We start from the raw sequence: 23,023 nt of genomic DNA on the forward strand, positions 1-23,023 counted from the left end.
CGAGTCAATCGACATCATATTTGCGGCAGCTCGTAGCGGACTGCGCCCCTAGGTCAGGGTCGCGACCAGGTCGCGCACCCCGCGTTCGCCCGGCCGGACGAACGCGTCCAGGACGTCGTCGACGACCCGCTGGTGCAGCTCCTGTTCGGCGTGGGTGCGGAACTTGTTCACTACCTCGGCCGGGGCGAGGTCGACGCGCTCAGCGCTCGTCGCCGCCGCGCTCCTTCCATCTGCCAGCACGAGCTCGACCCGTGCGTCCCGCCTGTCGGGGAAGGCCTCGTCGTAGACCGGGTCCACGATGACCTCACTGCGCGCCGCGAGACCGGCGAGGACAGGATCAGCGGGGCCCGTGTAGCGCCGTGGCTCGAGCCTGCCGTCGACGAGGGCTGCCGCCACGGCGAACTGCAGGCTCATCTGGCGGGTGATCGGCGTGGCCAGGGAGGACGGGTTGTCGCAGCCCGGATAGTCCGCGGCGGCTGCGGACGTGTGGATGGTGATCGACGTGACCATGGAGGGATCGACGCCCTGGTCGTGCAACTGGCGGGCGGCGTCGATCGCCTCCTGGGTCAGCGCGCAGGAGGGGTGCGCTTTGAAGAAGGTGCGGTCGACGGCGAGCCGGTCGGTCCGGATGTCCGGCTTCACCGTGGCGACGGGCCCGTCTGACAGGCCGCCGAAGGCGCGGCGCAGTCCGAAGAGGCCCTCGATCGCACTCTCTGCACCGGTCGCGCCTGCTCTGGCGAGCAGGACGGCGGTGAGGCCGGCCCGGGCAGCTGAGGCGTTCTGGAAATAGACCTCCGTGGTCCCGGCCCGGGCCCATTCACAGACGCCGGCTGCGGAACTGGCCGCCATTCCGAGCGCGTGCACGGTGGTCGGCAGATCCGAGCCGAAGAGATACGACGCCGCCGCGGCCGCGCCGAACGGCCCGAACACGCCGCTCGCGCGCCAGCCGCGGTCGACGAAGTCCCCGGTGAGAGAGGTCGCCGCCACCTGCGCTATCGCCTCGTAGCCGAGCACGACGGCACGTAGCGTCTCGACCACCGAGGCCCCGACCAGCTCGCCGACGCCGAGCGCGACCGGGACCACCACGGTGCCGGGATGAACCCGGCTCTCGGCGTGCGTGTCTTCGTAGAGCAGCGCATGGCAGCCGACAGCGTTGACGAACACCGCATCCGCCGTCCCGCGCCGTACTCCCCCGCTGGCCCAGACCGCGCTCGCCCCCTCGCCGCCGGCGTCCGCGACTGCTCGCGCGTGGGCGACCCACGGCATGTCCCGGCCGCCGTAGACGCAGGCCAACGCGTCCAGTACACAGATGCCGGCTCGATCGAGGTGGGTGTCGGACAAGTCGGGGGCGAGGGCTACGAGCTGCCCGGCAAGGTCGTCGAGGAACATCGTCGTCAGACACCCTCCGGCTCACGGTCGAGCGGCGGCTCACCCGCGGGCTCACCCCGGTCGACGACCAGTCCCTGCGGTCGGCGGCGCCGCACGAACAGGGCCGCGATCAGGCTGAGGAGAGCGCCGAACATCAGGAAGTAGGCCGGCGCCCGGTTGTCGCCGGTGGCCTCGACCAGGAACTGGCTGATGTAGAGCGCGGGGCCGCCGAGCAGCGCAGCCGCCAACGCGAAGCCGACCGCGAAGACCGTGGCCCGCACCTTCGCCGGGGCGACCTCGATATAGGTGGCGGGGGCGACCGAGGTGTAGAGGGCCGGGACGATGCCCATGGCCACGGTCACCAGTACCACCAGCGGCAGGCTCTTCGCCGAGGAGAGCGCGGCGAACAGGGGGTACGCGGTCACCAGCATCACCGCAGACAGCACGAGCAGCATGGGCCAGCGACCCCACCGGTCCGACAACGGCCCGCCGACGGCGACGAGCACGACCGCGACGGCGATGCTCACCACCGTGGCGAGGGTGGCCTGCCCCTGGGTGAAGCCCAGCTGAATGATGTAGGACTGGGCGTAGGTGAACGCGACGTAGTAGCCGATCTGCTGGAACGCGGCGACGCCGAAGACCAGGACGATCAGCTTCCCGTACCGGGTGAACGACTCCTTGGCCGGGGACTGTGACACCTCACCGGCCTGCTCCAGCGTCCGGAACTCGGGCGACTCCTCGAGACGCGCCCGGATGTAGAACCCGATCAGCCCCAGCGGCAGCGCCAGCAGGAACGGAACCCGCCAGCCCCAAGAAGCCATCGCCTCGGGAGTGAGCACCGCGCTCAGCAGCAGCACGGCCCCGGCAGCCAGCAGCAGGCTCGCGATGCTGCCGATCTGCACCCGGCTGGTCATCGCGCCGCGTCGGTTCTGCGGGGTGAACTCGGCAGCGAAGGTCATCGCAGTGCCGTACTCACCGCCGGCCGCCAGACCTTGGAGCAGCCGCATGACCACCAACAGGACGGGTGCCCAGACCCCGACGGTCTCGGCCGTGGGGAGCAGACCGATGACGGTCGTGGCCCCGGCCATCAACACGAGTGTGGCGACCAGGGAGGGACGCCGGCCCACCCGGTCGGCGATCGAGCCGAACAGAAGCGACCCGAGCGGCCGGACGACGAACGCGACTCCGAACACGGCGAACGCGGAGAGCAGCGCGACACCGGGCTGGCTGCCCGGGAAGAAGAGCCTCGAGAGCAGGACGGTCAGGAACCCGTAGACCGCGTAGTCGTAGGTCTCGATGGTGTTGCCGATGGCCGCGGCGAAGGTGACACGCCGCATCAGAGCCGGCGGCGGGGCGGCAGGACCAGAGGGGATGGAGGGCACCGATGGCTCCTGAGTCAGCGTTGACGTGAACGATGCGGAGGCGGTGACGCCGTCCCTGGCGGCGTGACCATCGACGACTCAGCAACGTGTACTCGGCAGAGCAGGGACTCCGCCGAATCCACACCCCGGGCTGGCGCCGTCGTCGAAGCGGAAGGGAGACCCAGGTCTCGACGGAGACTAGGGACGACACCCTGTCGAGTCAAGCGTCAAGTTGACGTCCTAGATCGCCTTCGGTGATCCAAGGCGGAGGGAATCGAGCCACAGCTCGGTGACTACGTCGAGGAGCGCCGCGCGGTCGATCTCGAAGACCTTCTGCACGATCGCGCGGAAGCAGAGCTGGTCGAGCTGGATCATCAGCAGCTGGACCCGGAGCCGGCGCGCCTCGCGCTCGCTCTCGGGGAACTGGTCGAGGTAGGCATGGAGCTCGCCGGCAAGCTGATCGAGCTGGTCCTTCCACCGGGCCGCGACGTCGAGATCGCTCGCCATGGCCTCGTGGATCGCGGGCAGGAACGGGGCCTGCTCCTCCCACCAGGTGAGCGCCTGGTCGAGCCAACGACGAAGCGATGCCGCCGTGCCCTCCACCAAGGCCTGGTCGAGCAGCGCCCAGTACCGACTGCTCTGCTCTTCCCGGACGACCGCGTAGACCTCGTTGAAGACCTCGGCCTTGTTCGTGAAGTGCAGGTAGAAGGTCGCCCGATTGACCTTGGCAGCCTTGGTGATGTCTCCGATGGACGCCTGCCCATAGCCCTTCTCCTCGAAGACCCGCCTGGCCGCCCCCACAATCCTGCGGCGAGTCATCAACCGCTGCTCCTCCCGGACCGACAGCATGCCGGCCGGATCATCAGACGGGGAGGAAGCCACGGCCGCGATGATAGAGGCCCCTCACGCCCAAACGAGACACCGTCGCTGCCCGGCCCTCCGCCCTCTCTCGGCGAGTGACGAGCATCCTCTGGGCCGGGCACGACAGCCACGCAGCAGCGCTTCAGGTTACGGACGATCGCTCGGATCACCGGAGCGCGCACGAGATCGCCGTCGTCGGGGAAGTCGTTTCGCTTAAGCAGGCGGGTGCAGCTCGCGGCTGATCCTCAACCGACGGCGGCCCCGACGAGATTGTCTCGGCAGATGAGACTCGCAGCCCCGACAAGCCCTACGCCGAGGCGCATCCCCTACAAGCACGCACGCGACGGCCAGACTCAGTCATCCCTGAAAGGGCGGGGCCGGTCAAGTCGAGTTGAGCTGGTTGTGTCCGTTTTCGGGTCGTTCCTGTGCGGGGTGTGGGCGCGCGTCATCGGCAGTCGGTGTCCAGGCGGAGCGCCCGCAGCGAAGCGAGGACGAACGGCCTGGATGCCGGCCAGGATGGCGCGATGCTGGTCGCCGCTCGGGAGGACGGGCATCGGGTTATGGGGTTGTCGGGGTCCGTCTTCATGTGTGCCGAAGATCAGCGGGCCGCGGCGACGATGCCGAATCGGCGACATCAGCCGGATCTCGCCGTCGCGCAGGCCGTACTATGACGGGGAGATCGAGGCGTTCCGGGCGATGATCGCCAACCGACTGGCCGGACACCGCGGCTACCGGGCGATCCAGCAGATCAACCTTAGAGGCCAGTCCGTCGACCAGCGGTTCCCAGTTCAGGCCCGACGCCAAGAGCCCTGCTGGACGGCGTGCAAGTGTGCGCCGTGATCTGCCAGTGAATCGCACTCGCGACGTCGGTTGGGACCTGCTCCTCCCCTCCCCCTCCCGGGCCACCTGAAAGCGCTGGCGCAGGCCCGTCCGCCTGCCCGCGCGCCAAGACCGAGGGGCAACGGCACTCGAGGCGGCCCGCGCGATTCGGCTCTGTGCACAGGTGCAGCACCGTTGACCGCCGCACTACCCTGGCCCTAGTCTTCCACCGACCGATCGGTCGAAACGACTCGCCGAGGAGCCGGCCAGGATGCACATCGAGTTCGTCGACCAGACCTTGCGCGACGGGCAGCAGAGCCACTGGGGCATGCGGATGCGCGCCTACGAGGCCGCCGAGGCGCTGCCGCACATCGCCCGCACCGGGTTCAAGGTCGTCGACCTCACCGGCGCCGGCATGTTCACCGTGCTACTGCGCGAATACGCCGACGATCCCTGGGCCACCACGGACTTCCTGGTCCGTGGCCTGCCGGGCAACGAGCTGCGGTCCGGGCTGCGCACCATCAGTGTAATCGGGTTCGCGCACACGCCCGAGTGCATCATCGACCTCTGGGCGCAGACGCTGATCAAGCACGGCGTGACCAGCTTCTGGCTCTACGACTGCCTGTTCGACCTGCCGACGATGCGCAGGCTCTCCGACGTGATCACTGCTGCAGGTGGCACCGCGGTCCCGGCCGTGATGTACGGGCTGACCAGCGTGCACGACGACGCGTTCTTCGCCGACCGCGCCAAGGAGATGGCCTCCTGGCCGGGCACGGAGACCCTCTACGTCGAGGACGCCGCCGGGGTGCTCACGCCTGATCGCGCGGCGACCCTGCTACCCGCGATCCGCGCGGCGACCGGCAACATCCCCCTCGAGCTGCACTGTCACGCCACGACCGGACTGGCACAGCACAACTACGTCGAGGGGATCAAGGCCGGCTTCTCCTGGCTGCACACGGCCTCGCGGCCCCTGGCCAACGGCGTCTCGTTGCCGTCGACGGAGAGCATGGTCACCGTGGTCGAAGCCCTGGGACACACCCACTCCCTCGACACCGCACAGTTCGTCCCGGTCGCGGAGAACTTCGCGCGCGCCGCGCGAGCGGAGTGCCGCCCGCTCGGGGAGGTCGCCGAGTACGACCCGCGCGTCTACGACCACCAGGTTCCAGGCGGGATGATGGGGACGCTGCGCAACCAGCTCGCCACCCACGGCATGGCCGAGCGGCTCCCGCAGGTCCTCGAGGAAATCCCGCAGGTCCGGCGCGAGCTCGGTGAGCCGATCATGGCGACGCCGTTCTCCCAGTTCGTCGGCATCCAGGCCGTCCTCAACGTCGTCACCGGGGACCGGTACTCGATGGTCCCCGACGAGGTCGTGCACTACGTGTTGGGACACTACGGACCGCTCGCCGCACCCGTCGACCCGGACGTCAGGGACCGGGTGCTGTCGGGTCCACGCGCGCAGCAGCTGACAACCTGGGAGCGACCCGCTCCGACGCTGGCCGAGGTCCGCAGGCGCTATGCCGCCGGGATGAGCGACGAGGAGCTGTTGCTGCGCTTCATGACCTCCGACGAGGAGGTGGACCGAATGCTCGCCGCCGAGCCGCTCCGGACCGATCCGCGATGGGCTGCGTCGTCGATCGTTCCCGAGCTGGAGGGCTTGCTGGCCGAGCGCTCAGGTCTGACCTCCGTGTCGGTCAGCAGGCCCGGTCTGCAGGTTCACCTGGCCCGTCGCGCCCAACCGAAGGATGCCCGTTGACGACGCTCGATCCGGCAGTTCGTCTTCCCCTCGACCGCCTGGTCCTGGGCCCGGACCACCCGGCTGTCCCGTTCGCCCATCCGTTCCGGGCCGAGTTCGCCGAGTGGCTCGTGCGAAACCTGCCGACGGAGACCGAGCCACACGACGAGGACGCACGCTTCGCCCGTCGCAGGGCCTGGCAGGCAACGATGAACGCGGGTGGCTGGGCCGGTTTGGCCTGGCCGCATGAGTACGGCGGCCGCGCGGAGGGGCCGCTCGCCCAGCTCATGGCCTACGAAGAGCTCGCGCTGCACCGGGCACCGGAGCCGGCGAACACGCCCGGCATGATCCTGCTCGGGCCGACATTGATGCTGCTGGGTACCGAGGAGCTCAAGCAGCGCTTCCTGCCGCGGATCCTCACCGGCGAGGACCTGTTCTGCCAGGGCTTCTCCGAACCGGACTCGGGCTCCGACCTGGCCTCGCTGCGCACCCGCGCTCGACGCGCCGGCGACGACTGGGTGCTCGACGGCCAGAAGATCTGGACGACCTTCGCCGACCGCGCGGGCTACTGCTTCGTCCTCGCCCGCTCCGAGCCGAGCTCGCAGCGACACCGTGGCCTCACGCTGCTCATCTGCCCGATGGACCAACCGGGCGTCACTGTCCGGCCGATTCGCCAGATCAGCGGCGACAGCGAGTTCGCCGAGGTGTTCTTCGACGGCGCACGCTGTCCGGCAGGCTGGACCGTGGGCGAGCCGGGCCAGGGCTGGGCGGCGGCGATGACGCTGTTCCAGTTCGAGCGCGGCGACCCCGGCTACACCGACCACGCACGGCTGCTCGTGGAGCTGACGGATGCCCGCGACCTCGTCCATGCGGCCGACGACGCGGTCTCCCACGCCGCCCGCGCCGACCTGGGCCGCCGCGCCACCGACCTGTGGCGGCGCTGCCAGGAGCTGCGCGCCCTGAACATCCGGCTCGCGCTGGTCGCCGAGACCGGGGGGCAGATCGCCGAGGCCGGCTCGGTCACCAATCTGGTGTGGGGTGAACTGGCGAAGGACGTCGCCGATCTCGTCGGCGACGCCGTCGAGGCCGCCGGGGCCGAGCCCACGGCGTCCGTCCACCACCGGCTCGCCTCGCGAGCGAAGTCGATCTACTCGGGCACGACCGAGATCCAACGGACCGTCATTGCCGAACGACTGCTGGGGCTGCCGCGATGACCACCGCCGCCTTGAGGACCACAATGCTCACCGAACCCGTGACCGGCGACGACGCGCGCGAGATCCGCGCGGTCGTCCGGCGTTTCCTCGCCGACCGGCTCCCGACGGACCGTGTCCGTGCCCTCGCCGTCACCGAGGCCGGGTACGACCCTGCCGACTGGGTCGCGGCGGCCGAGATGGGATGGCCGGCGCTCGGTCTGCCGGAGGAGCTCGGCGGCGCGGGCTACGGGCCTGTCGAGTTCGCCGTGCTCTGCGAGGAACTGGGCCGCGCGGTCGCGCCCGGCCCGTTGCTCGCCTCCGCGGGTCTCGCTCTTCCCGTCCTCGCCGCCTGCGACGACCCCGTGGCTCGCGAGCTGCTCGACCACGTCGCCGCAGGAACCCGGACCGCCGCACTCGTCGACGACCCCGCCGGAACGCTGGGCGGGGAACCGTTGAACGGCGTCGCCTCACGTGTCCTCGACCCGACCGACCTCCTCGTCGTGGCAGGCCACGACACTGTCGTCGTCGTCGACGTCGACGCCGCCGGGATGTCGGTCGAGCCCCTGTCGACGCCCGATCCCGGGCGCCGGGTCGCCCGTGTGCGGTTCGCCGGGGTCGGTGGCACCATGCTGACAGTGAGGTCGGCCGAGGCGCTGCTGCGCGCCCGGGCCGCCGCGGACGTCAATCTTGCCGCCACCCACGCGGGCGGCGCCGCCCGGGCCCTCGAGATGACGCGGGAGTACCTCACCACCCGCCACCAGTTCGGCAGGCCGATCGGCTCCTTCCAGGCCCTCAAGCACCGGGTCGCGGACGCCGCCGTGGCCGTCACGCTCGCCCGCGAGCTCGTGCACGGCGCCGCCGCGACGCTGACCACCGGGACCGCCGAGGACGCCGCCCTGGCCGCGCGGACCGCGCTGGTCGCTGCAGCGGAGGCCGCGCAGGCGGTCTGCGGCGAGGCCATCCAACTGCACGGCGGGATCGGGTTCACCGAGGAGCACGACGTCGGGCTGTACTACCGGCGGGCCCTGACCGACCGCGACCTGCGCGGCACGCTGGTCGACCGCCGGGCCGAACTCACCGCGGCCCTCGGCTGGTGATGACGCGGATGTTCCGACGATGTGCGACCGGGATCAGGACCGCCGGACGACGGGGGCACCCGTGAGCGACCAGCGCAAGCCCGATACCGCGGGCCGGCGGACCTACGTACAGCGCAAGGCCCGCACCCGCGACTCCGAGGTGCTCGAGAAGGCCATCGGCGTCTTCTACCGCAAGGGCTTCGCCGCGACGTCCATCCAGGACCTGGCCGACGAGCTCGGCATGCTCAAGAGCAGCCTCTACTACTACATCACCTCGAAGGAGGCGCTGTTGCGTCGCATCTTCGAGGACTCCCACGCCGGTGCCGTCGAGGTCGTCCGGCGGGTCGAGGCGATGGACGCCCCTCCCCTGGAACGCATCCACGCCTACCTCCAGGAGTACGCCGAGTGGTTCCTCACCAACTCCGAGCGCGCCGCACTCTATGCGCGGGAGTGGCGCTACCTCACCGGAGAGTTCTACGAGGAGGTCGCCGCTCAGCGGGCCTACTACGACGACGTGCTCATCCGGCTGATCGACGAGGTCAAGCGAGCCGGCGACGTCCCGGAGGGGGTGCCCAGCCGCTACGCCGCGTACTTCGTGCTCGGGTCGTTGAGCAGTCTCACCGACTGGTACCGACCCGACGGTGGGCACGACGCCGCGACGATCGCGGGAGTCTGGGCCGACATGGGCATGCGGCTGCTGACCCATCCCGACGAGCCTGCGGAACTTCCCGAACCTCGCCCGCGCCGCCGTGCCCGGGGCGCCCGATCCACCACCCGAAGGAGCTCCGCATGACCACCGGCACCACGACCCGTTCCTGGGGCGGCGGAACCTGGGAGGGCGTCACCACGTGGCCCGGTTCGGGCCCGACGCCGGTCCGCGCCTACGACCTGGCCGTCCGTGTCGAGGAGGGGATGACGCGTCACCCCGCGCATCCGCCGTTCCGGTACGAGCTGATCAAGAAGCACGGCGAGCACAACTATCCGGGCGGCATCTCGGCGGCCATGGAACTGATGAGCATGCCCGGCCACTGCGGCACGCACGTCGACTCCCTCGGCCACGTGTCGCTGGACGGCTGCATCTCCGACGGGCGCAACGTCCAGGAGGTCCAGTCGGTCACCGACGGCGTACCGGTCGGCTCGGTGGAGGAGCTCCCACCCCTGGTGGGGCCGGGGCACCTGGTCGACGGCACCGAGATCTACGGCCGCGAGATGACCCACGAGGACGGCTTCCACGCCGAGACCCTGGAGGCCTGGTTCGCCGACCGGCCGGCGCCGGAGCCGGGGTCGATCGTGCTGTTCCGAACCGGCCGGATGCTGCACTGGGACGACCCGGAGCACTACCTCGGCACCGGGTACGGGGTTCCCGGGGTGTCGCTGTCGGGTGCCCGCTGGCTGACCGCACGGGGCGTCCGCGCGGTCGGCGCGGACACCGCGAGCTTCGAGCACAAGCCGGAGTGGACGGTCCCGTCCATGAACGTCCACGTCCACTTCCTCGTCGAGTCCGCGACGCCGATCATGGAGTCGGTCTACCTGGAAGGGCTGGCCGCGGACCGGATCCACGACGGATTCTTCTTCACCGCCGCGCCCCTGCGCATCAAGGGCGCCACCGGTTCCCCCATCCGCCCGCTCGCCTTCGTCGGCGGCTGAGCCGGCCCGCTGAGAGGACCCCCATGATCACCATCGCCCCGCTCACCGACGATCCGAAGGCCCTCCGCGCGGCCTACGGCTGCTTCCCGTCCGGCGTCACCGCCGTGTGTGCGGTCGTCGACGGGATCCCCGTCGGTATGGCCGCGAGTTCGTTCGCCTCGGTGTCGATGGATCCGCCGCTCGTGTCGGTGTGCGTGCAGAACACCTCGACCACCTGGCCGAAGCTGCGCGACCGGCCCCGGCTGGGGCTCAGCGTGCTGGCCGAGGGGCACGACGCCGCGTGTCTCGCCTTGTCGAGCAAGCACGGCGACCGGTTCGCCGGCGTCGACTGGGAGTCGACGGCCGACGACGCGATCTACGTGCACGGTTCGACGTTGTGGCTGGACTGCGAGGTCGAGCGCGAGGTGCCTGCGGGCGACCACGCGATCGTCCTGCTGCGGGTGCTGGCCCTGCAGGCGAACCCGCACCAGGCACCGCTGGTGTTCCACGGCAGCCGGTTCCGCACCCTGTCGGCCGTCGCCGGCTGACGGCGTGCGGGCGGTCCGCTCGCCCTGCGCACGGACTCGCTCGGACCACACCGCGCCGGCCGGCACGGATGCCCAGGTCCGGCGCGGGCCACAGAGGCCCATCTCGCCGTGTCGGCCGAGGCCCGCCGCGCCTGGCAGCAGGCCGGTCCCCGGGGTGGGGAGTGGGCCCCGTGCGGGCGGGGCCCACTCGCCGGGTGGGGTGGGGATCAGCCGAAGTCGTTGTACTCGACGAGCAGGCCGTCGGCGTTAAACCGCAGGAAGGTCGCCAGGTCCAGGCGGATCTCCTCGCCCGCGGGACCGAAGCCGGGGATGTCGACCTTCGGGTTGGCCACGAACACGTGCCGGACGACCACGCTGTCCGGGCCCGTGACCTGCAGGTTGATCCGGCCCTCGAAGTGCTTGTCCGGCATGACCTGACCGGCGCCGGTGAAGACCTCCATGGCCGCCGCCTTGCCCTTGGCGTGGGCGCCGCGGTTGTGGTGGGTGATCTCGACGTCGTCCGCGAGCGCGGCGCCGATCCGGTCGAGGTCGCCGCTGTTGTAGGCCGCGATGTAGGCCTCGGCGAGCTCGGTGACGTCCTTGTCGCTCATGATCTCTCCTCCTGGTTGGGGTCCAGCGTGTCCAGCAGCCGCCAGTCGTCCTGGCGGCCGAGGTGATAGAGCAGGAACTCCGCGGCGGGCACCTCGTCCGAGGGCACGCAGTTCGCGCGGAGGTCGTGCACCTGGTACTCCGCGCCCAGCACCTCCAGCACGGGGATCTCCCCCGCAGGATCGTGCGGGCCGGAGCGCAGCGTCACCGTCCCGGTGCCGGTGAACCGGGCCTCGAGGCGGGTGGCGAAGGTCGTGCGGGTGAGAATCGCGGGCCCGGCGAGCCCACGGCCGTCGGCGGCCGTCCGGGCACGGTAGTTGAAGGCGAGCCGGTCGATGTTCGACGCGCCCTGGTCCTCGCCCAGCGTGGCGTGCAGCGAGACCAGGCGGACGCCGCCGCGCTCGATCCAGCCGTGTGCCCGGGTGCCCTCGCGCGTCAGACCGGAGGTGCCGAGCTTCTTCGGCTCGCCGAACACCTCGCGGCCGAAATGCACGGCGGGCTCGGAGTCCATCCACATCCCGACGGCGAACCCGCCCGCGTCTCCCGCGTGCACCGCGCTCAGCGCCACGCTGCCACCTGCGTAGTCGCCGACGCAGTTGCTGCGCCAGCGCCCGACGGCGGCGAGGGCGATCGGCTCCTCCGCCGGTTCGAGCGGCGGCGGCAGGAGCCGGCGGTACACCTGCGGATCGGTCCGGAACCGCACCAGCAGCTGCTCGCCGACGAACCGCGGAGCGGCGAGCACGTCCGACGGGGTCCGGAGGAAGGGGGTCACAGCTCCACCAGCACCTTCCCGACGTTCCCGCCCGCGAGCAGGTCCGCGAACGCGCCCGGTGCGGCGTCGAGTCCGTTGTAGATGGTTTCGGGGTAGGTGACCGAGCCCTCCACCAGCCACTCGCGCATCCGCTCGCGGAACTTCCCCAGCCGGTGCGGGTACATGCGGGCCATGAAGCCGCGCAGGGTCAGTCCGCGGGCCACGGCGTTGAACAGGTTCGGTGGGCCGGGCACGGGGTCCGCCGCGTCGTAGGTCGAGATCGCTCCGCACAGCGCGACGCGGCCCCCGGGGCGCAGTGCATCGAGGGCGGCGACGAGGTGGTCGCCGCCGACGTTGTCGAAGTAGACGTCGATTCCGTCCGGCGCCGCCTCGGCGAGCAGCGATCCGACCGGCCCGTCCCGGTAGCAGAACGCCGCCGAGGCGCCGAGCGCGCGCACGTGCGCCACCTTCTCGGCCGTACCTGCGGAGCCGATCACCTCGTGGCCGAGCCGGGCGGCGATCTGCACGACCAGCCCGCCCACGGCACCCGCGGCGCCGGAGACGAAGACCCGGTCGCCCAGGGCGAGGGAGGCGACGTCGTGCAGCCCGACCCAGGAGGTCAGCCCGACCCAGCCCAGTGGCCCGAGGTACCAGCGAGCGGGCTCGCCCGCCGGCAGCAGCTCGGGTCGCATGGTCTCGGGACCGGGCCCGGCTTCGTCGAGCAGGGCGTGGTCCCGCCAGCCGGACCCGTGCATGACCTGGTCGCCCTCGGCGAACGCCGTCGACCGCGAGGCCACGACGGTCCCGACCGCCCAGCCGGAGAGGGGCTCACCGATCGCGAAGGGCGGCAGGTAGTCGTCCGAGCCGCCGGACATACGGATCCGCATCGACGGATCGAGGGACATCCAGGTGTTTCGTACGACGAGCTGCCCCGGCCCGGGTTCGGGCACCGGGACCTCGACGAACCCGATGTCGCCCTCGCGCGGGCGGCCCTCCGGCCTGCGGAGCAGGACCCCCTGGCGAGAGCTCATGACCGCCGCGCCGACGGCGGGACCTCGGCGGTCGGCGTCTTCTGTGCACGCTGCACGGGGTTCACCAGACCGACGGGGTTGTACCCGGCCTCGTCCCACACGTCCGGGAGGCGCTCGACGACCTCCTCGGGAGTCGGTTCGAGACTCAGCTGCGCACCCTCGGTCTGGCCGAGGAAGAACCGGCTGACCTGGCGACCCGCGGCCGCGACGATCTCCCCGGTGAAGTCACAGGCCGGGTGCGCCAGCAGCAGGAGCACGGGTGCGACCTGCTCGGCGCGAAAGTCCCGTTCGAGCACCTTCTGCCGCTCGGGATCGACGTCCGGCGCGCTGGCGTACAGCGGTGTCCAGGCCGTCGGTGAGATGGCGTTCACGGCGATGCCGACCTTCCCGCCCTCGACGGCCAGTGCGCGCGTCATGCCCAGGATCGCGCCCTTGCAGGAGGCGTACGCGGCGCCGCGCGGGTCGCCGAAGAAGGCGCCGCGGGACACCGTGTTCACGATCCGGCCGTAGCCCTGCTCCGCCAGGTGCGGCCAGGCGGCCCGGTTGATCCGCCAAGTGCCGCGCAGGTGGATGTCGACCATGAGGTCGAACTCGTCGTCCGGGTAGTCGGCGAACTCGTGGAACTGCACGACACCTGCGTTGTTGACCACGACGTCGATCCGGCCGTAGGCCGCGAGCGCGGCCTGCACCACGGCGTCCGCCCCGGCCTTGGTCCCGATGTCCGAGGTGTCGGCGACTGCGTCGCCGCCGGCCGCCACGATGGCCTCGGCGGCCTCCTCCGCGACCGGCTTCAGGCCCTCGTGACCGGGCCGGACGCGGTTGTTGACCACGACCTTGGCCCCGCGCTCGGCGAGCAGCCGGGCGTAGGCGTTGCCGAGCCCACGCCCCGCGCCGGTCACGATTGCGACCTGGCCGTTCAGCCGGAGTCTCATGTCAGCATCCTTCCCACAGAGGGGTGCGCCGCTCGGCGAACGCCGCCAGCCCCTCCGCCCTGTCGCGGCTGGTCGCGTACGCCTCGATCGGCTCGTAGCGCGTGCTCAACGCAATCTCCAGCGGCCAGCCCGCCCGGGACAGCGCCGCGTCCTTGGCCGCCTGCGCGGCCAGCGGAGAGCACTCCGCGATCCGGTCGGCCCAGCGGTCCGCGGCGGTGTGCACCTCGGCGGCCGGGACGACCTCGTTGACCAGCCCGTGGTGCAGCGCCTGGTCCGCGGTGAGGTGCTCGCCGGTGAGGATCATGCCCATCGCGACCCGCTGCGGGAGCTGGCGGATCGCCCGGTGCACCGGCCCGACCTCGGCGAGGTTGCCGAGGCGGGCCTCCGTGATGCCGAAACGGGCCGTGTCCGCGGCGACGATGACGTCCCCGCATACAGCCAGCTCGAACCCGCCGCCGAGTGCGTAGCCCTGCACCGCGCACACCAGCGGTGTGCGCAGCGTCCGCAACGGACCGCCGACGCCGGTCAACCCCCCGCCCAGCGCGACCCGCGGCCGAGGACCCTCCTTGACGTCCCCGCCCGCGCAGAACGCCTTGTCCCCGGTGCTGCGCAGCACGATCACCCGCACGTCCGCGTCCGGGTCCAGCTCGGCCCAGATCCGCTCGAGCTCATGGTCCATGGCGACCGTGACGGCGTTGAGCGCCTTCGGCCGATCGATCGTGACCCGGGCGACGTGCCCGGTGCGCTCGACGAGCAGGTCCGCCATCAGAGCAGCTCGAAGATCGTCGCGTTGGCCTGCCCACCGCCCTCGCACATCGTCTGCAGGCCGTACCGGATCTCACTGCGCCGCATGTGGTGCAGCAGCGTGGTGGCGATGCGGGCGCCGGAGCCGCCGAGCGGGTGGCCCAGGGCGATCGCGCCCCCGTTCGGGTTGAGCAGCGCGTCGACGACACCGGTCTCGGCCTGCCAGGCCATCGGCACGGAAGCGAAGGCCTCGTTCACCTCGAACGCCCCGATGTCGTCGATCGTGAGCCCGGAGCGCTTGAGCGCCTTCTCCGTGGCCGGGATCGGGCCGGTCAGCATCATGATCGGGTCCGAGCCCGCGAGGACCGCGGTGTGCACCCGCGCGATCGGGCGTAGGCCCAGCTCTGCGGCCCGCTCCGAGGTCGTCATGAGCAGGGCCGCGGCGCCGTCGGAGATCTGCGAGGCGTTGCCGGCGGTGACCACTCCGTGGGGGCGGAAGGCGGGCTTGAGCTCGGCGAGCTTCTCGACGCTCCCGCCCCGGCGGATCCCCTGGTCCTGGGCGAAGGACTCCCCGTCGACGTCGATCGGGGCGATCTCGTCGACGAACAGGCCGGCGTCCTGTGCGGCTGCGGCCCGCTCGTGGCTGCGCAGCGCGAACTCGTCGAGCCGGGTGCGCGACAGCCCCCACTGGTCGGCGATCATCTCCGCCCCTACTCCCTGGTTGGGCACCACGTCGTAGCGCGCGGCGAACCGCGGGCCCAGCGGGTCCATCCCGTTGGCGGAGGAGGCCATCGGGATCCGGGTCATGGACTCGACGCCACCGGCGACGACGACGTCGTACTGGCCCGCGATCAATCCGGCCGCGGCCGAGTGGATCGACTGCTGCGAGGACCCGCACTGGCGGTCGACCGTGAAGCCGGGCACGCACTCCGGCCAGCCCGCCGCCAGCACTGCGTTGCGGGCGATGTCGAAGGTCTGCTCGCCGATCTGCGACACGCAGCCCCAGACGACGTCGTCGACGACCCCGGGGTCGACGCCGGAGCGGTCCGCGACCATCCCGAGCACGTGGGCGGACAGGTCGACCGGGTGGACCGGCGCGAGGGCGCCGTTCCGCTTGCCGACGGCGGTCCGCACGGCCTCGACGATGACTGCATCACGCACTGGTGGTCCCCTCGGTGCGGCCCGGGCGCGGGCCGCGGGCGATGGCCCAGACCGACACGAGGCCGATCGCGGCCGCGAGCATGACGAAGAAGGCGGGCGAGGTGGGGTTGCCGGTCGCCTCGACGAGCCACACGCACAGGGCGGGTGCAGTGCCGCCCGCGACGATCACGCCGATGTTCCACCCCAGCGACATGCCCGTGAAGCGGATCGCCCGCGGGTAGATCTCCGGCGACAGGGCGTACCCGGTCACCTGCAGGAACGCGCTGTTCACCATGATCACCAGGAAGGCGACGCCGGCGAGCGCCAGGCTGCCGAAGCCCATCAGCCACATCCCGACCCAGGTGACGGCGAGGTAGCCGACCATGCCGATCGCCCCGAGCTTGGGCAGATCGACCCGGTCGCCGAGCCTGCCGACGGGCAGCATCAGGAGGGCGGTGACCATCACGACCGCCGTGGTCACCCAGTAGACGGCCGTCTTGGGGTACTCGAGCCGCTGGATGAGGTGGATGGACACGTAGGTCAGGCCGAAGTACGCGGTGCCGTTCACTGCCGCGGAGAGCCCGGCGCCCTTGAGGATGCCCCGCCAGCCGACCCGGATCACGTCGATCAGGGAGGTCTTCTTGCCGTCGACGGTGGCGACCGGGTGGGCCTCGTTCGTGATCCGGCGGCGGATCAGGAAGCAGACGACCGTCAGCGGGAGCGACAGCAGGAACGGGATCCGCCAGCCCCACTCGGCCATCTGCTCGGCGCTGGTCAGCGCCGAGGTCAGGCCGGCGACGGCCGCGGCGAGTCCGAACCCGAAGGTGGCGCCCGCCGGATTGAACGCGCCGAAGCGGGCTTTGAACCGGTTGGGCGCCGCCTCGGAGACGAAGGTGGCCGCACCCGCGACCTCCGCACCGACCGAGAAGCCCTGCACCAGGCGCAGCAGGATCAGCAGCACGGTGGCGGAAACACCGATCGTCGCGTTGGTCGGCAGCAGCCCGATCAGCGTGGTCGCCGTGCCCATCAGCAGGATGGTCACGACGAGCACCTTGCCGCGGTCCACCCGGTCACCGACGAGGCCGAACGCGATGCCGCCCAGCGGACGGGCCAGGTACGCGGTCGCGAAGACCACGAGGGTGAGCAGCAGCGAGACGACGGGATCGTCGTTGGGGAAGAACAGTGGGGCGATGAAGACGGAGAGGTAGCCGTAGGAGCTGAAGTCGTAGCCCTCGATGAGGGTGCCCACGCCGCCCGCAATCGCGGCGCGGCGGCTGTTGCGGGGCGGTGCGGAGGTTCCCGAGGACGTGGTGTCCCCCGGCTCGGAGATGGTGGCGTCGGTGGCCATGGTTCCCTCTCGGCTCTGAGCGTCCATTGTGGACAAGCGGCATATGCCCCGGCGGTCCCCGAACCGCCGGTCGGACTACAGAAGCGCGATCGCGTTCGCCGGCGAGCTGACGCCCCCCGGGATCGGCAGCGGCACGCTCACGAACAGGAACTCCGCGCGCTCCTGGGCCGCACATGCGGCGGCGAGGGCGTCGAGGTCGAGCAGCTCGGCCAGGGCGAAGCCGAGCGTCGGGATCAGGCGGCGGTGGAGCGACCCGTCCTCCCGCGCACCCGGGCCCCGCTCGACGGCCGGGTTGTCGGCCGCGACGGCCGCGATCCCCGTGTCCCACAGGAACCTGGCCGTGGACTCCGCACCGGACAGGCCCGCCCACGCCTTCACCGCGGACGGCATGTCGTCCCCGGCGGCCTGACGCCTGCGGTACTCGGCGGTCCAGCCGAAGCGGAGCACCAGGACGTCGCCCCGGCGCAGCTCCACCCCCGACGCCGCCGCGACCTCGGCGAGGTCCTCCGCGGTCACGGCCTGGTTGTCGAACGGGTCGTAGTCCGTGCCCGCCCTGTGTGCGGCGATGTCCAGCAGCACGCCACGCCCCACGATCCCGCGGGCGGCCCAGTGATGGATGCCGAGGTTGGCGGTGGCCTGCTCCTGCTCGGTCACCCCGCCGAACCAGCCGTGCTCGCGCGCCCGGACGTGCCCGAGGCCGTCCCACTGCGAGGAGGCCTGCGGGTTGAACCGGTCGAGGGTGTCCTCGAAGGTGTTGCGGTCGTGCGGGTACACCTCATGACCGGTGGCCGGGCGCCCGAACAGCGGCGGGTCGAACGCGTCGAGCGCCAGGTTCAGCGGGAACGCCTCGCCGGTGCGGACCAGACCCGCGGCCCGCACCACGTCCTCGGGCGCGAGCCGGGACAGCGTGCCCAGCGGCGCCGGCAGGACGTCCCACGCGTGTCGGACGCCGAGGTCCCCCAGCTCGGGCAGCTCGTCGTAGCGCGGTTCGGTCACAGCTTCGCCCCCTCACGGTCCCACGCCGCCCCGACACCCTCGCTGCGCAGCGCGTACTTCTGGATCCGGCCGGTCTCGGTGCGCGGAAACTCCTCGCGGAACTCCACGTACCGCGGCACCTCGTGCTCGGCGAGCCGCCCGCGGGCCCACTCGACGACCTCGGCGGGCTCGAGGGACGCCCCCGGCCGCAGGACGACGAGGATCTTCACGTCGTCCTCGGACAGCTCCGAGGGCACCGCGACCGCCGCCGCGTCGAGGATGTCCGGGTGGGCGGTGATCGCCTTCTCCACCAGAAACGACGAGATGTTCTCGCCCCGCCGGCGGATGGTGTCCTTCATCCGGTCGACGAACACGTGGTAGCCGTCCTCGCGCCGGTAACCCGCGTCGCCGGTGTGGAACCAGCCGCCGCGCATGGCCTCGGCCGTCTTCTCCGGCTCCCGGAAGTACTCGGTCATGTACGCGCCCGGGATTCGGGTGCGCGTGACGATCTCGCCGGTCACGCCGGGAGCACACTCCTCCCCCGCGGGGTCGACGATCTTGACCTCGTTGTGGTCGAGCGCGATCCCGATCGTGCCCGAGCGGGTGTCCGCCACGGGGTTCTTGCAGGCCATGGTGCCGGTCTCGGTGAGCCCGTAGCCCTCGACGATCTGCAGCCCGAAACGTTCCTCGAGCGGGCGGTGCAGGGCCTCGGGGACCGGCGCGGCCGCCATGAACTTGAGCCTGTTCCGCTTCTCCACGTCGTCCTGTGGCCGCTTGGCCATCAGCGCGAGCATCGAGCCGAGCAGGTTGGTGACAGTCGCCCCGGACTCGTCGATCCAGCCCCAGAACCGCGACAGCGAGAACTTGCCGTTGAGCGCCACCGACGCCCCGGCGACCAGCGCCGGGATGACGGTGCACTGCTGGGCATTGCAGTGGAACAGCGGCAGGCAGGTGTGCAGCACGTCTTCGGATCCAAGCCCGTAGTGCTTCACGAAGTAGCGCCCGGTGTTGAGGTAGCTGGTGTGTGAGAGCACCACACCCTTGGGCGGGCCGGTGGTGCCCGAGGTGTAGATGATCGACATCGCGTCGAGCAGGCCGAGCTCGACGGGCTCGGGCGTGCCCGGCGCCAGCATCTCGTCCAGCTCGCCGGTCACCTGCCGCCAGCCCAGCGCGGGCAGCGGGTCGATCCGGTCCAGGTTGGGGACGAGCTCGGCGTCCGCGACGATCCCCACCGCGCCGGAGTGCTCCAGCGTGTAGTGCAGCCCCTCGCCGACCGACGACGCGTTCACCGGCACCGACACCGCGCCCGCGCGGGCGATACCGAAGAAGACGTACAGGAACTCGAGCGAGTTCGTCATCAGCATCGCGACCCGGTCGCCCGCCTGGACGCCGGTGCGCTGGAGCCAGGCCGCGACGTTGCCGGACCGCTCGTGCAGCTGGGCGTAGCTGCAGATCTCCCCCTCGAACGTCACGAAGGTGCGGTCGCCGTACTCCGCCGCCCGCGCCGCGATGAGCGCGGGCACGGAGTCGGCGGGCAGCTCGAACTCGCTCATGTGCTCCTCCGTCCGAGCCGCACCGAGAAGCCGGGCCGGGCGACGTGCAGGGACGTCACCGAGCGCTGCTCGGCGATCAGGTCGACCAGCTCGTTGACGATCGCGTTCGCCGAGCGCCGCGGGTCCGTGCGGATCGGGCCCGCCTTCTTCATCCTGTCGACCTCCTCGTCCGAGGTCATGTAGCGCAGCAGCAGCTCCTCGTCGGAGATGCCCGTCGGGTAGCCCCGCCGGATCTCCTCGATGCTCGGCTGCGGACGCGTCCAGTCCGCGAGCGCCCGGGCGCGGTCGCTGGTCAGCACCTTGTCCGCCACCTCGGGGTCCAACGGCGAGGCCAGTGGCCCGTAGTGCTCCAGTGCGTAGTGCACGACCTCGTCGGGGACGAGCTTGTAGCGCTCCCCCGCGACGATGTTGAGTACCGCCTGGATGCCCACGAACTGGGAGAACGGCGTGGCCATGATCGGATGCCCGAGCTCCTCGCGCACCCGCGGGATCTCGGCCAGCACCTCGTCGAGCCGGTGGGCCATGCCGTGGGTGGCCAGCTGGTTCTTCAGGGTGCCGGTCATGCCACCGGGCAGCTGGTGCTGGTAGATCCGCGGGTCGTACTCGGCCGGGGCACCCGGCTCGAAGCCCGCGTCCCTCGCCGCCCACTCGAAGTTCTCGGCGACCGGGGGCAGCCGGTCCAGGTCCAGGCCGTGCGAGAGCCCCATGTCCTCCAGGATCGGCAGCATGCCCTCGGTGCTGGGCAGCGACGGCCCGTTCGCCATCGGCCGCGACGCCGTGTGCAGGATCGTGAAGCCCGCCTTGAGACCCTCGATGTAGTTGTGCTGGGCGAGCCCGGTGCTCGCGTGGCAGTGCAGCTCGAGGGGGATGGTGCCGGTCGCGGCCCTGATGGCGGGCAGCAGGGTGGCCGCACGCTCCGGCTTCAGCACGCCCGGGGCGTCCTCGACGTAGATCGTCTCGACGCCCTCCCAGCTCGCCATCTCCTTGGCCCTGGCCGCGAAGAACGCGTCGTCGTGCACGCCGGTGAGGCCGTACATGATCGCCGGGACGGCCTGGCCACCCGCGGCGTGGATCACCTTCGCCAGCCGCTGCATGGTCGGCATGTCGTAGAGGCAGTCGTAGATCCAGAAGCTGGTGACGCCGTGCTTGATCAGCGTCCGGACCCAGAGGTCGATGATCGCGTCGGGCGCCTGGGCGAAGCCGATCACCGCGGTGGTCCGCATGCCCGCGCGCACGATGCTGTTCGGCATGTTCTGCACGAGGAAGTCCGTCGACGCCCAGGGGTCGTCGGCGAACTCGCGCAACAGCACGGTGAACATGCCCGGCCCGGTCAGGTCGACGACCCGGAACCCGGTGGCGTCGAGGTGCGGCAGGGCGTCTGCGGCCTGATAGGCCCGCATCCGCAGGCCCCACAGGCTCTGCTGGCCGTCCCGCAGGGTCTGGTCGACGAACTCGACGTCCGGCATCAGGGCTTCTCCTCGAGGGCGGGCAGGTACTCCTCCTCCAGCCACCGTGTGGTGACCGGCGAGGCACGGAAGGCGGGGGACTCCAGCACCGCGAGCTGCAGCGGAATGGTCGTGGAGATTCCCTCGATCCGGCTGCCGCGAAGCACCCGGACCATCAGGTCGACCGCCTCGGCGCGGGTGGGCGCATGGGTGATCACCTTCGCCACCAGCGAGTCGTAGTAGGGCGAGACGACCGCGCCCGGGTGGGCGAAGGTGTCCACCCGGACACCGGTGCCCGCCGGGATCGCCCAGCGTGTGATCGTGCCTGGGGTCGGCAGGAAGTTCCGCTCGGGATCCTCGGCGTTGATCCGGATCTCCACGGCGTGCCCGCTGAGCACGACGTCCTCCTGGGTGAAGGACAGCGGCAGGCCCGCCGCCACGCGCAGCTGCTCGCGCACGATGTCGATCCCGGACACCATCTCCGACACCGGGTGCTCGACCTGGACCCGCGCGTTGACCTCGAGGAACACGAAGTCCCCACGGTCGACGTCGACGAGGAACTCCACCGTTCCCGCGCCGACGTAACCGAGTTCCTCGGCCAGTCGCACCGCGGCGCTGCGGATCTCGGCCGACAGCGCAACGGGCAGATCGGGAGCCGGCCCCTCCTCGACGATCTTCTGGTGCCGGCGTTGGGTGGAGCAGTCCCGGTCGCCGAGGTGGCACACGGTGCCGTGGGCGTCGGCGAGGATCTGGACCTCGACGTGCCGGGCCTTCGCGACGTAACGCTCCAGGTAGAGCCGTCCGTCGCCGAAGGCCTGCTCGGCCTCGCGGTGCGCGGTGTCGAAGCGCGGCCCGATCTCCGCGACGTCCCGGATGATCGACATTCCGCGGCCTCCGCCACCCGCGGACGCCTTGAGCATCATCGGCAGGCACGCACCGGCTCCGAGGGCCTCGGCGAGGGCGTCCTCGGCCTCAGCGCGGGTCTGCAACGGGCGGCTACGCCCGCCGATCGGGATGCCCGCCTTCTCCGCGACCTCGCGGGCGGTCATCTTGTCCCCGGCGCGCCGCATGATGTCGCCGGTGGGACCGACGAAGGTGATGTCGTTGTCCGCGCAGGCGTCCGCCAGCTCCGGGCGCTCGGACAGGAAACCGTAGCCGGGGTGCAGCCCGTCGCAGCCCGTGGACAGCGCGGCCTGCACGATCCGGCCGATCGCGAGGTAGCTCTGCCCCGCCGCGGCCGGCCCGATCAGGACGGTCCGGTCCGCGAGCTGGGCGGCCTGGGAGCCCTTGTCCGCCTCCGAGACCGCGAGCACGGTCTCGATGCCCTCGTCGAAGCAGGCCCGCAGGATCCGCAGGGCGATCTCCCCACGGTTCGCGACCAGGACGCGCTTCAGCTGCTCAGGCATCGGGGCGGATCGCGACGAGCGGCGTCCCGAACTCCACGTGCTCGGCGTTGGCGGGGAACACCGCCGTGACCGTGCCCGCGACGTCCGCCGTCACGTTGTTCATGAGCTTCATGACCTCGACGATGCCGATGGTGTCCCCGACCGCCACGGTCGAACCGACCTCGACGAACGGCGGCGCGCCCGGCGAGGGGGACCGCCAGAACACGCCGACGCTCGGGGCGGTCAGGACGTGGTCGTCCGCCGACGAGGCGTCCTGGGGCCGCGGCTCGGCCGGGGCCGCCACAGCGGCAGGCGCGGCAGGAGCGGGCACCGCGGCAGCGGGCGCGAGCTGAGCCGCCGGCGCCGGTGCCGCCGGAACCGGGGCCGGAGCGGCGACCGACGCCGCCGCGACCGCCCCGGGGGCGGGCAGGTCGTTGCGGCCGACGGCGATCCGGACGTCGTCGACGACGATCTCGGCCTGGTCCCAGCTGGACTTGTCGAGGGCGTCGAGGACGCGCCCGATGTCGTCGGGAGTGAGTGGCATGAC

At 71.4% G+C, this 23,023-nt stretch carries 21 protein-coding genes; 6 read left to right on the top strand and 15 right to left on the bottom strand.

Annotated elements, in window-relative coordinates; genetic code table 11:
• Nucleotides 1-48 precede the first annotated feature (48 nt).
• The 3 genes from AB0B41_RS00435 to AB0B41_RS00445 all read right to left on the bottom strand — a co-directional run bounded on the left by AB0B41_RS00435 (nt 49) and on the right by AB0B41_RS00445 (nt 3,611).
• The gene (locus tag AB0B41_RS00435; protein ID WP_358197314.1) at nt 49-1,389 is read right to left on the bottom strand and encodes an MmgE/PrpD family protein; all 1,341 of its coding nucleotides are present in this window, start codon (nt 1,387-1,389) and stop codon (nt 49-51) included.
• A gap of 5 nt (nt 1,390-1,394) precedes the next feature.
• Nucleotides 1,395-2,750, bottom strand: a complete 1,356-nt coding sequence (locus tag AB0B41_RS00440) for an MFS transporter (protein ID WP_358197315.1) — start codon at nt 2,748-2,750, stop codon at nt 1,395-1,397.
• Between the two features lie 219 nt (nt 2,751-2,969).
• On the bottom strand, nt 2,970-3,611 hold the full coding sequence (locus tag AB0B41_RS00445; protein WP_358197316.1) for a TetR/AcrR family transcriptional regulator: 642 nt from the start codon (nt 3,609-3,611) through the stop codon (nt 2,970-2,972).
• A 1,069-nt stretch (nt 3,612-4,680) separates the two neighbouring features.
• Here AB0B41_RS00445 and AB0B41_RS00450 point away from each other — a divergent pair.
• The 6 genes from AB0B41_RS00450 (at nt 4,681) to AB0B41_RS00475 (ending at nt 10,584) form a co-directional block, all read left to right on the top strand.
• Nucleotides 4,681-6,162, top strand: a complete 1,482-nt coding sequence (locus AB0B41_RS00450; RefSeq protein WP_358197317.1) for a carboxyltransferase — start codon at nt 4,681-4,683, stop codon at nt 6,160-6,162.
• The gene (locus AB0B41_RS00455; protein WP_358197318.1) at nt 6,159-7,355 is read left to right on the top strand and encodes an acyl-CoA dehydrogenase family protein; all 1,197 of its coding nucleotides are present in this window, start codon (nt 6,159-6,161) and stop codon (nt 7,353-7,355) included. Before AB0B41_RS00450 ends, AB0B41_RS00455 begins: the two co-directional genes overlap by 4 nt.
• Nucleotides 7,356-7,378: 23 nt before the next feature.
• Nucleotides 7,379-8,431: an acyl-CoA dehydrogenase family protein gene (locus AB0B41_RS00460; protein WP_358197319.1), complete on the top strand. Its 1,053-nt coding sequence runs from the start codon at nt 7,379-7,381 to the stop codon at nt 8,429-8,431.
• 61 nt (nt 8,432-8,492) lie between these two features.
• Entirely contained in the window at nt 8,493-9,203 is a 711-nt protein-coding gene (locus AB0B41_RS00465; protein WP_358197320.1) for a TetR/AcrR family transcriptional regulator, read from the top strand.
• Complete coding sequence (locus AB0B41_RS00470) at nt 9,200-10,057, top strand: cyclase family protein (RefSeq protein ID WP_358197321.1); 858 nt, start codon at nt 9,200-9,202, stop codon at nt 10,055-10,057. Before AB0B41_RS00465 ends, AB0B41_RS00470 begins: the two co-directional genes overlap by 4 nt.
• A 23-nt stretch (nt 10,058-10,080) precedes the next feature.
• The gene (locus AB0B41_RS00475; RefSeq protein WP_358197323.1) at nt 10,081-10,584 is read left to right on the top strand and encodes a flavin reductase family protein; all 504 of its coding nucleotides are present in this window, start codon (nt 10,081-10,083) and stop codon (nt 10,582-10,584) included.
• 206 nt (nt 10,585-10,790) lie between these two features.
• On the opposite strand, the gene AB0B41_RS00480 is transcribed toward AB0B41_RS00475, so the two are convergent.
• From AB0B41_RS00480 to AB0B41_RS00535, 12 genes are all read right to left on the bottom strand, one after another.
• Entirely contained in the window at nt 10,791-11,174 is a 384-nt protein-coding gene (locus AB0B41_RS00480) for a nuclear transport factor 2 family protein (protein ID WP_358197324.1), read from the bottom strand.
• Complete coding sequence (locus AB0B41_RS00485; RefSeq protein ID WP_358197325.1) at nt 11,171-11,944, bottom strand: acetoacetate decarboxylase family protein; 774 nt, start codon at nt 11,942-11,944, stop codon at nt 11,171-11,173. The genes AB0B41_RS00480 and AB0B41_RS00485 overlap by 4 nt, the downstream gene beginning before the upstream one ends.
• On the bottom strand, nt 11,941-12,954 hold the full coding sequence (locus AB0B41_RS00490) for an NADP-dependent oxidoreductase (protein ID WP_358197326.1): 1,014 nt from the start codon (nt 12,952-12,954) through the stop codon (nt 11,941-11,943). Before AB0B41_RS00490 ends, AB0B41_RS00485 begins: the two co-directional genes overlap by 4 nt.
• Nucleotides 12,951-13,886, bottom strand: a complete 936-nt coding sequence (locus AB0B41_RS00495; RefSeq protein ID WP_358197327.1) for an SDR family NAD(P)-dependent oxidoreductase — start codon at nt 13,884-13,886, stop codon at nt 12,951-12,953. Before AB0B41_RS00495 ends, AB0B41_RS00490 begins: the two co-directional genes overlap by 4 nt.
• Before the next feature lies 1 nt (nt 13,887).
• Nucleotides 13,888-14,652: an enoyl-CoA hydratase-related protein gene (locus AB0B41_RS00500; RefSeq protein WP_358197329.1), complete on the bottom strand. Its 765-nt coding sequence runs from the start codon at nt 14,650-14,652 to the stop codon at nt 13,888-13,890.
• The gene (locus AB0B41_RS00505) at nt 14,652-15,791 is read right to left on the bottom strand and encodes a thiolase family protein (RefSeq protein ID WP_358197330.1); all 1,140 of its coding nucleotides are present in this window, start codon (nt 15,789-15,791) and stop codon (nt 14,652-14,654) included. Before AB0B41_RS00505 ends, AB0B41_RS00500 begins: the two co-directional genes overlap by 1 nt.
• Nucleotides 15,784-17,118 carry an MFS transporter gene (locus AB0B41_RS00510; RefSeq protein WP_358197331.1) on the bottom strand — a complete coding sequence of 445 codons (1,335 nt, stop codon included), beginning with the start codon at nt 17,116-17,118 and terminating at the stop codon, nt 15,784-15,786. The genes AB0B41_RS00505 and AB0B41_RS00510 overlap by 8 nt, the downstream gene beginning before the upstream one ends.
• Before the next feature lie 75 nt (nt 17,119-17,193).
• Entirely contained in the window at nt 17,194-18,114 is a 921-nt protein-coding gene (locus tag AB0B41_RS00515; protein ID WP_358197332.1) for a cyclase family protein, read from the bottom strand.
• Entirely contained in the window at nt 18,111-19,646 is a 1,536-nt protein-coding gene (locus tag AB0B41_RS00520) for an AMP-binding protein (protein WP_358197333.1), read from the bottom strand. Before AB0B41_RS00520 ends, AB0B41_RS00515 begins: the two co-directional genes overlap by 4 nt.
• The gene (locus AB0B41_RS00525; RefSeq protein WP_358197334.1) at nt 19,643-21,112 is read right to left on the bottom strand and encodes a carboxyltransferase; all 1,470 of its coding nucleotides are present in this window, start codon (nt 21,110-21,112) and stop codon (nt 19,643-19,645) included. The genes AB0B41_RS00520 and AB0B41_RS00525 overlap by 4 nt, the downstream gene beginning before the upstream one ends.
• Nucleotides 21,112-22,497 carry a biotin carboxylase N-terminal domain-containing protein gene (locus tag AB0B41_RS00530; protein ID WP_358197335.1) on the bottom strand — a complete coding sequence of 462 codons (1,386 nt, stop codon included), beginning with the start codon at nt 22,495-22,497 and terminating at the stop codon, nt 21,112-21,114. The genes AB0B41_RS00525 and AB0B41_RS00530 overlap by 1 nt, the downstream gene beginning before the upstream one ends.
• Nucleotides 22,490-23,020: a biotin/lipoyl-containing protein gene (locus AB0B41_RS00535; protein WP_358197337.1), complete on the bottom strand. Its 531-nt coding sequence runs from the start codon at nt 23,018-23,020 to the stop codon at nt 22,490-22,492. Before AB0B41_RS00535 ends, AB0B41_RS00530 begins: the two co-directional genes overlap by 8 nt.
• Nucleotides 23,021-23,023: the final 3 nt, after the last annotated feature.

Source organism: Pseudonocardia sp. NPDC049154 (assembly GCF_040648315.1).
Taxonomy (GTDB): Bacteria; Actinomycetota; Actinomycetes; order Mycobacteriales; family Pseudonocardiaceae; genus Pseudonocardia.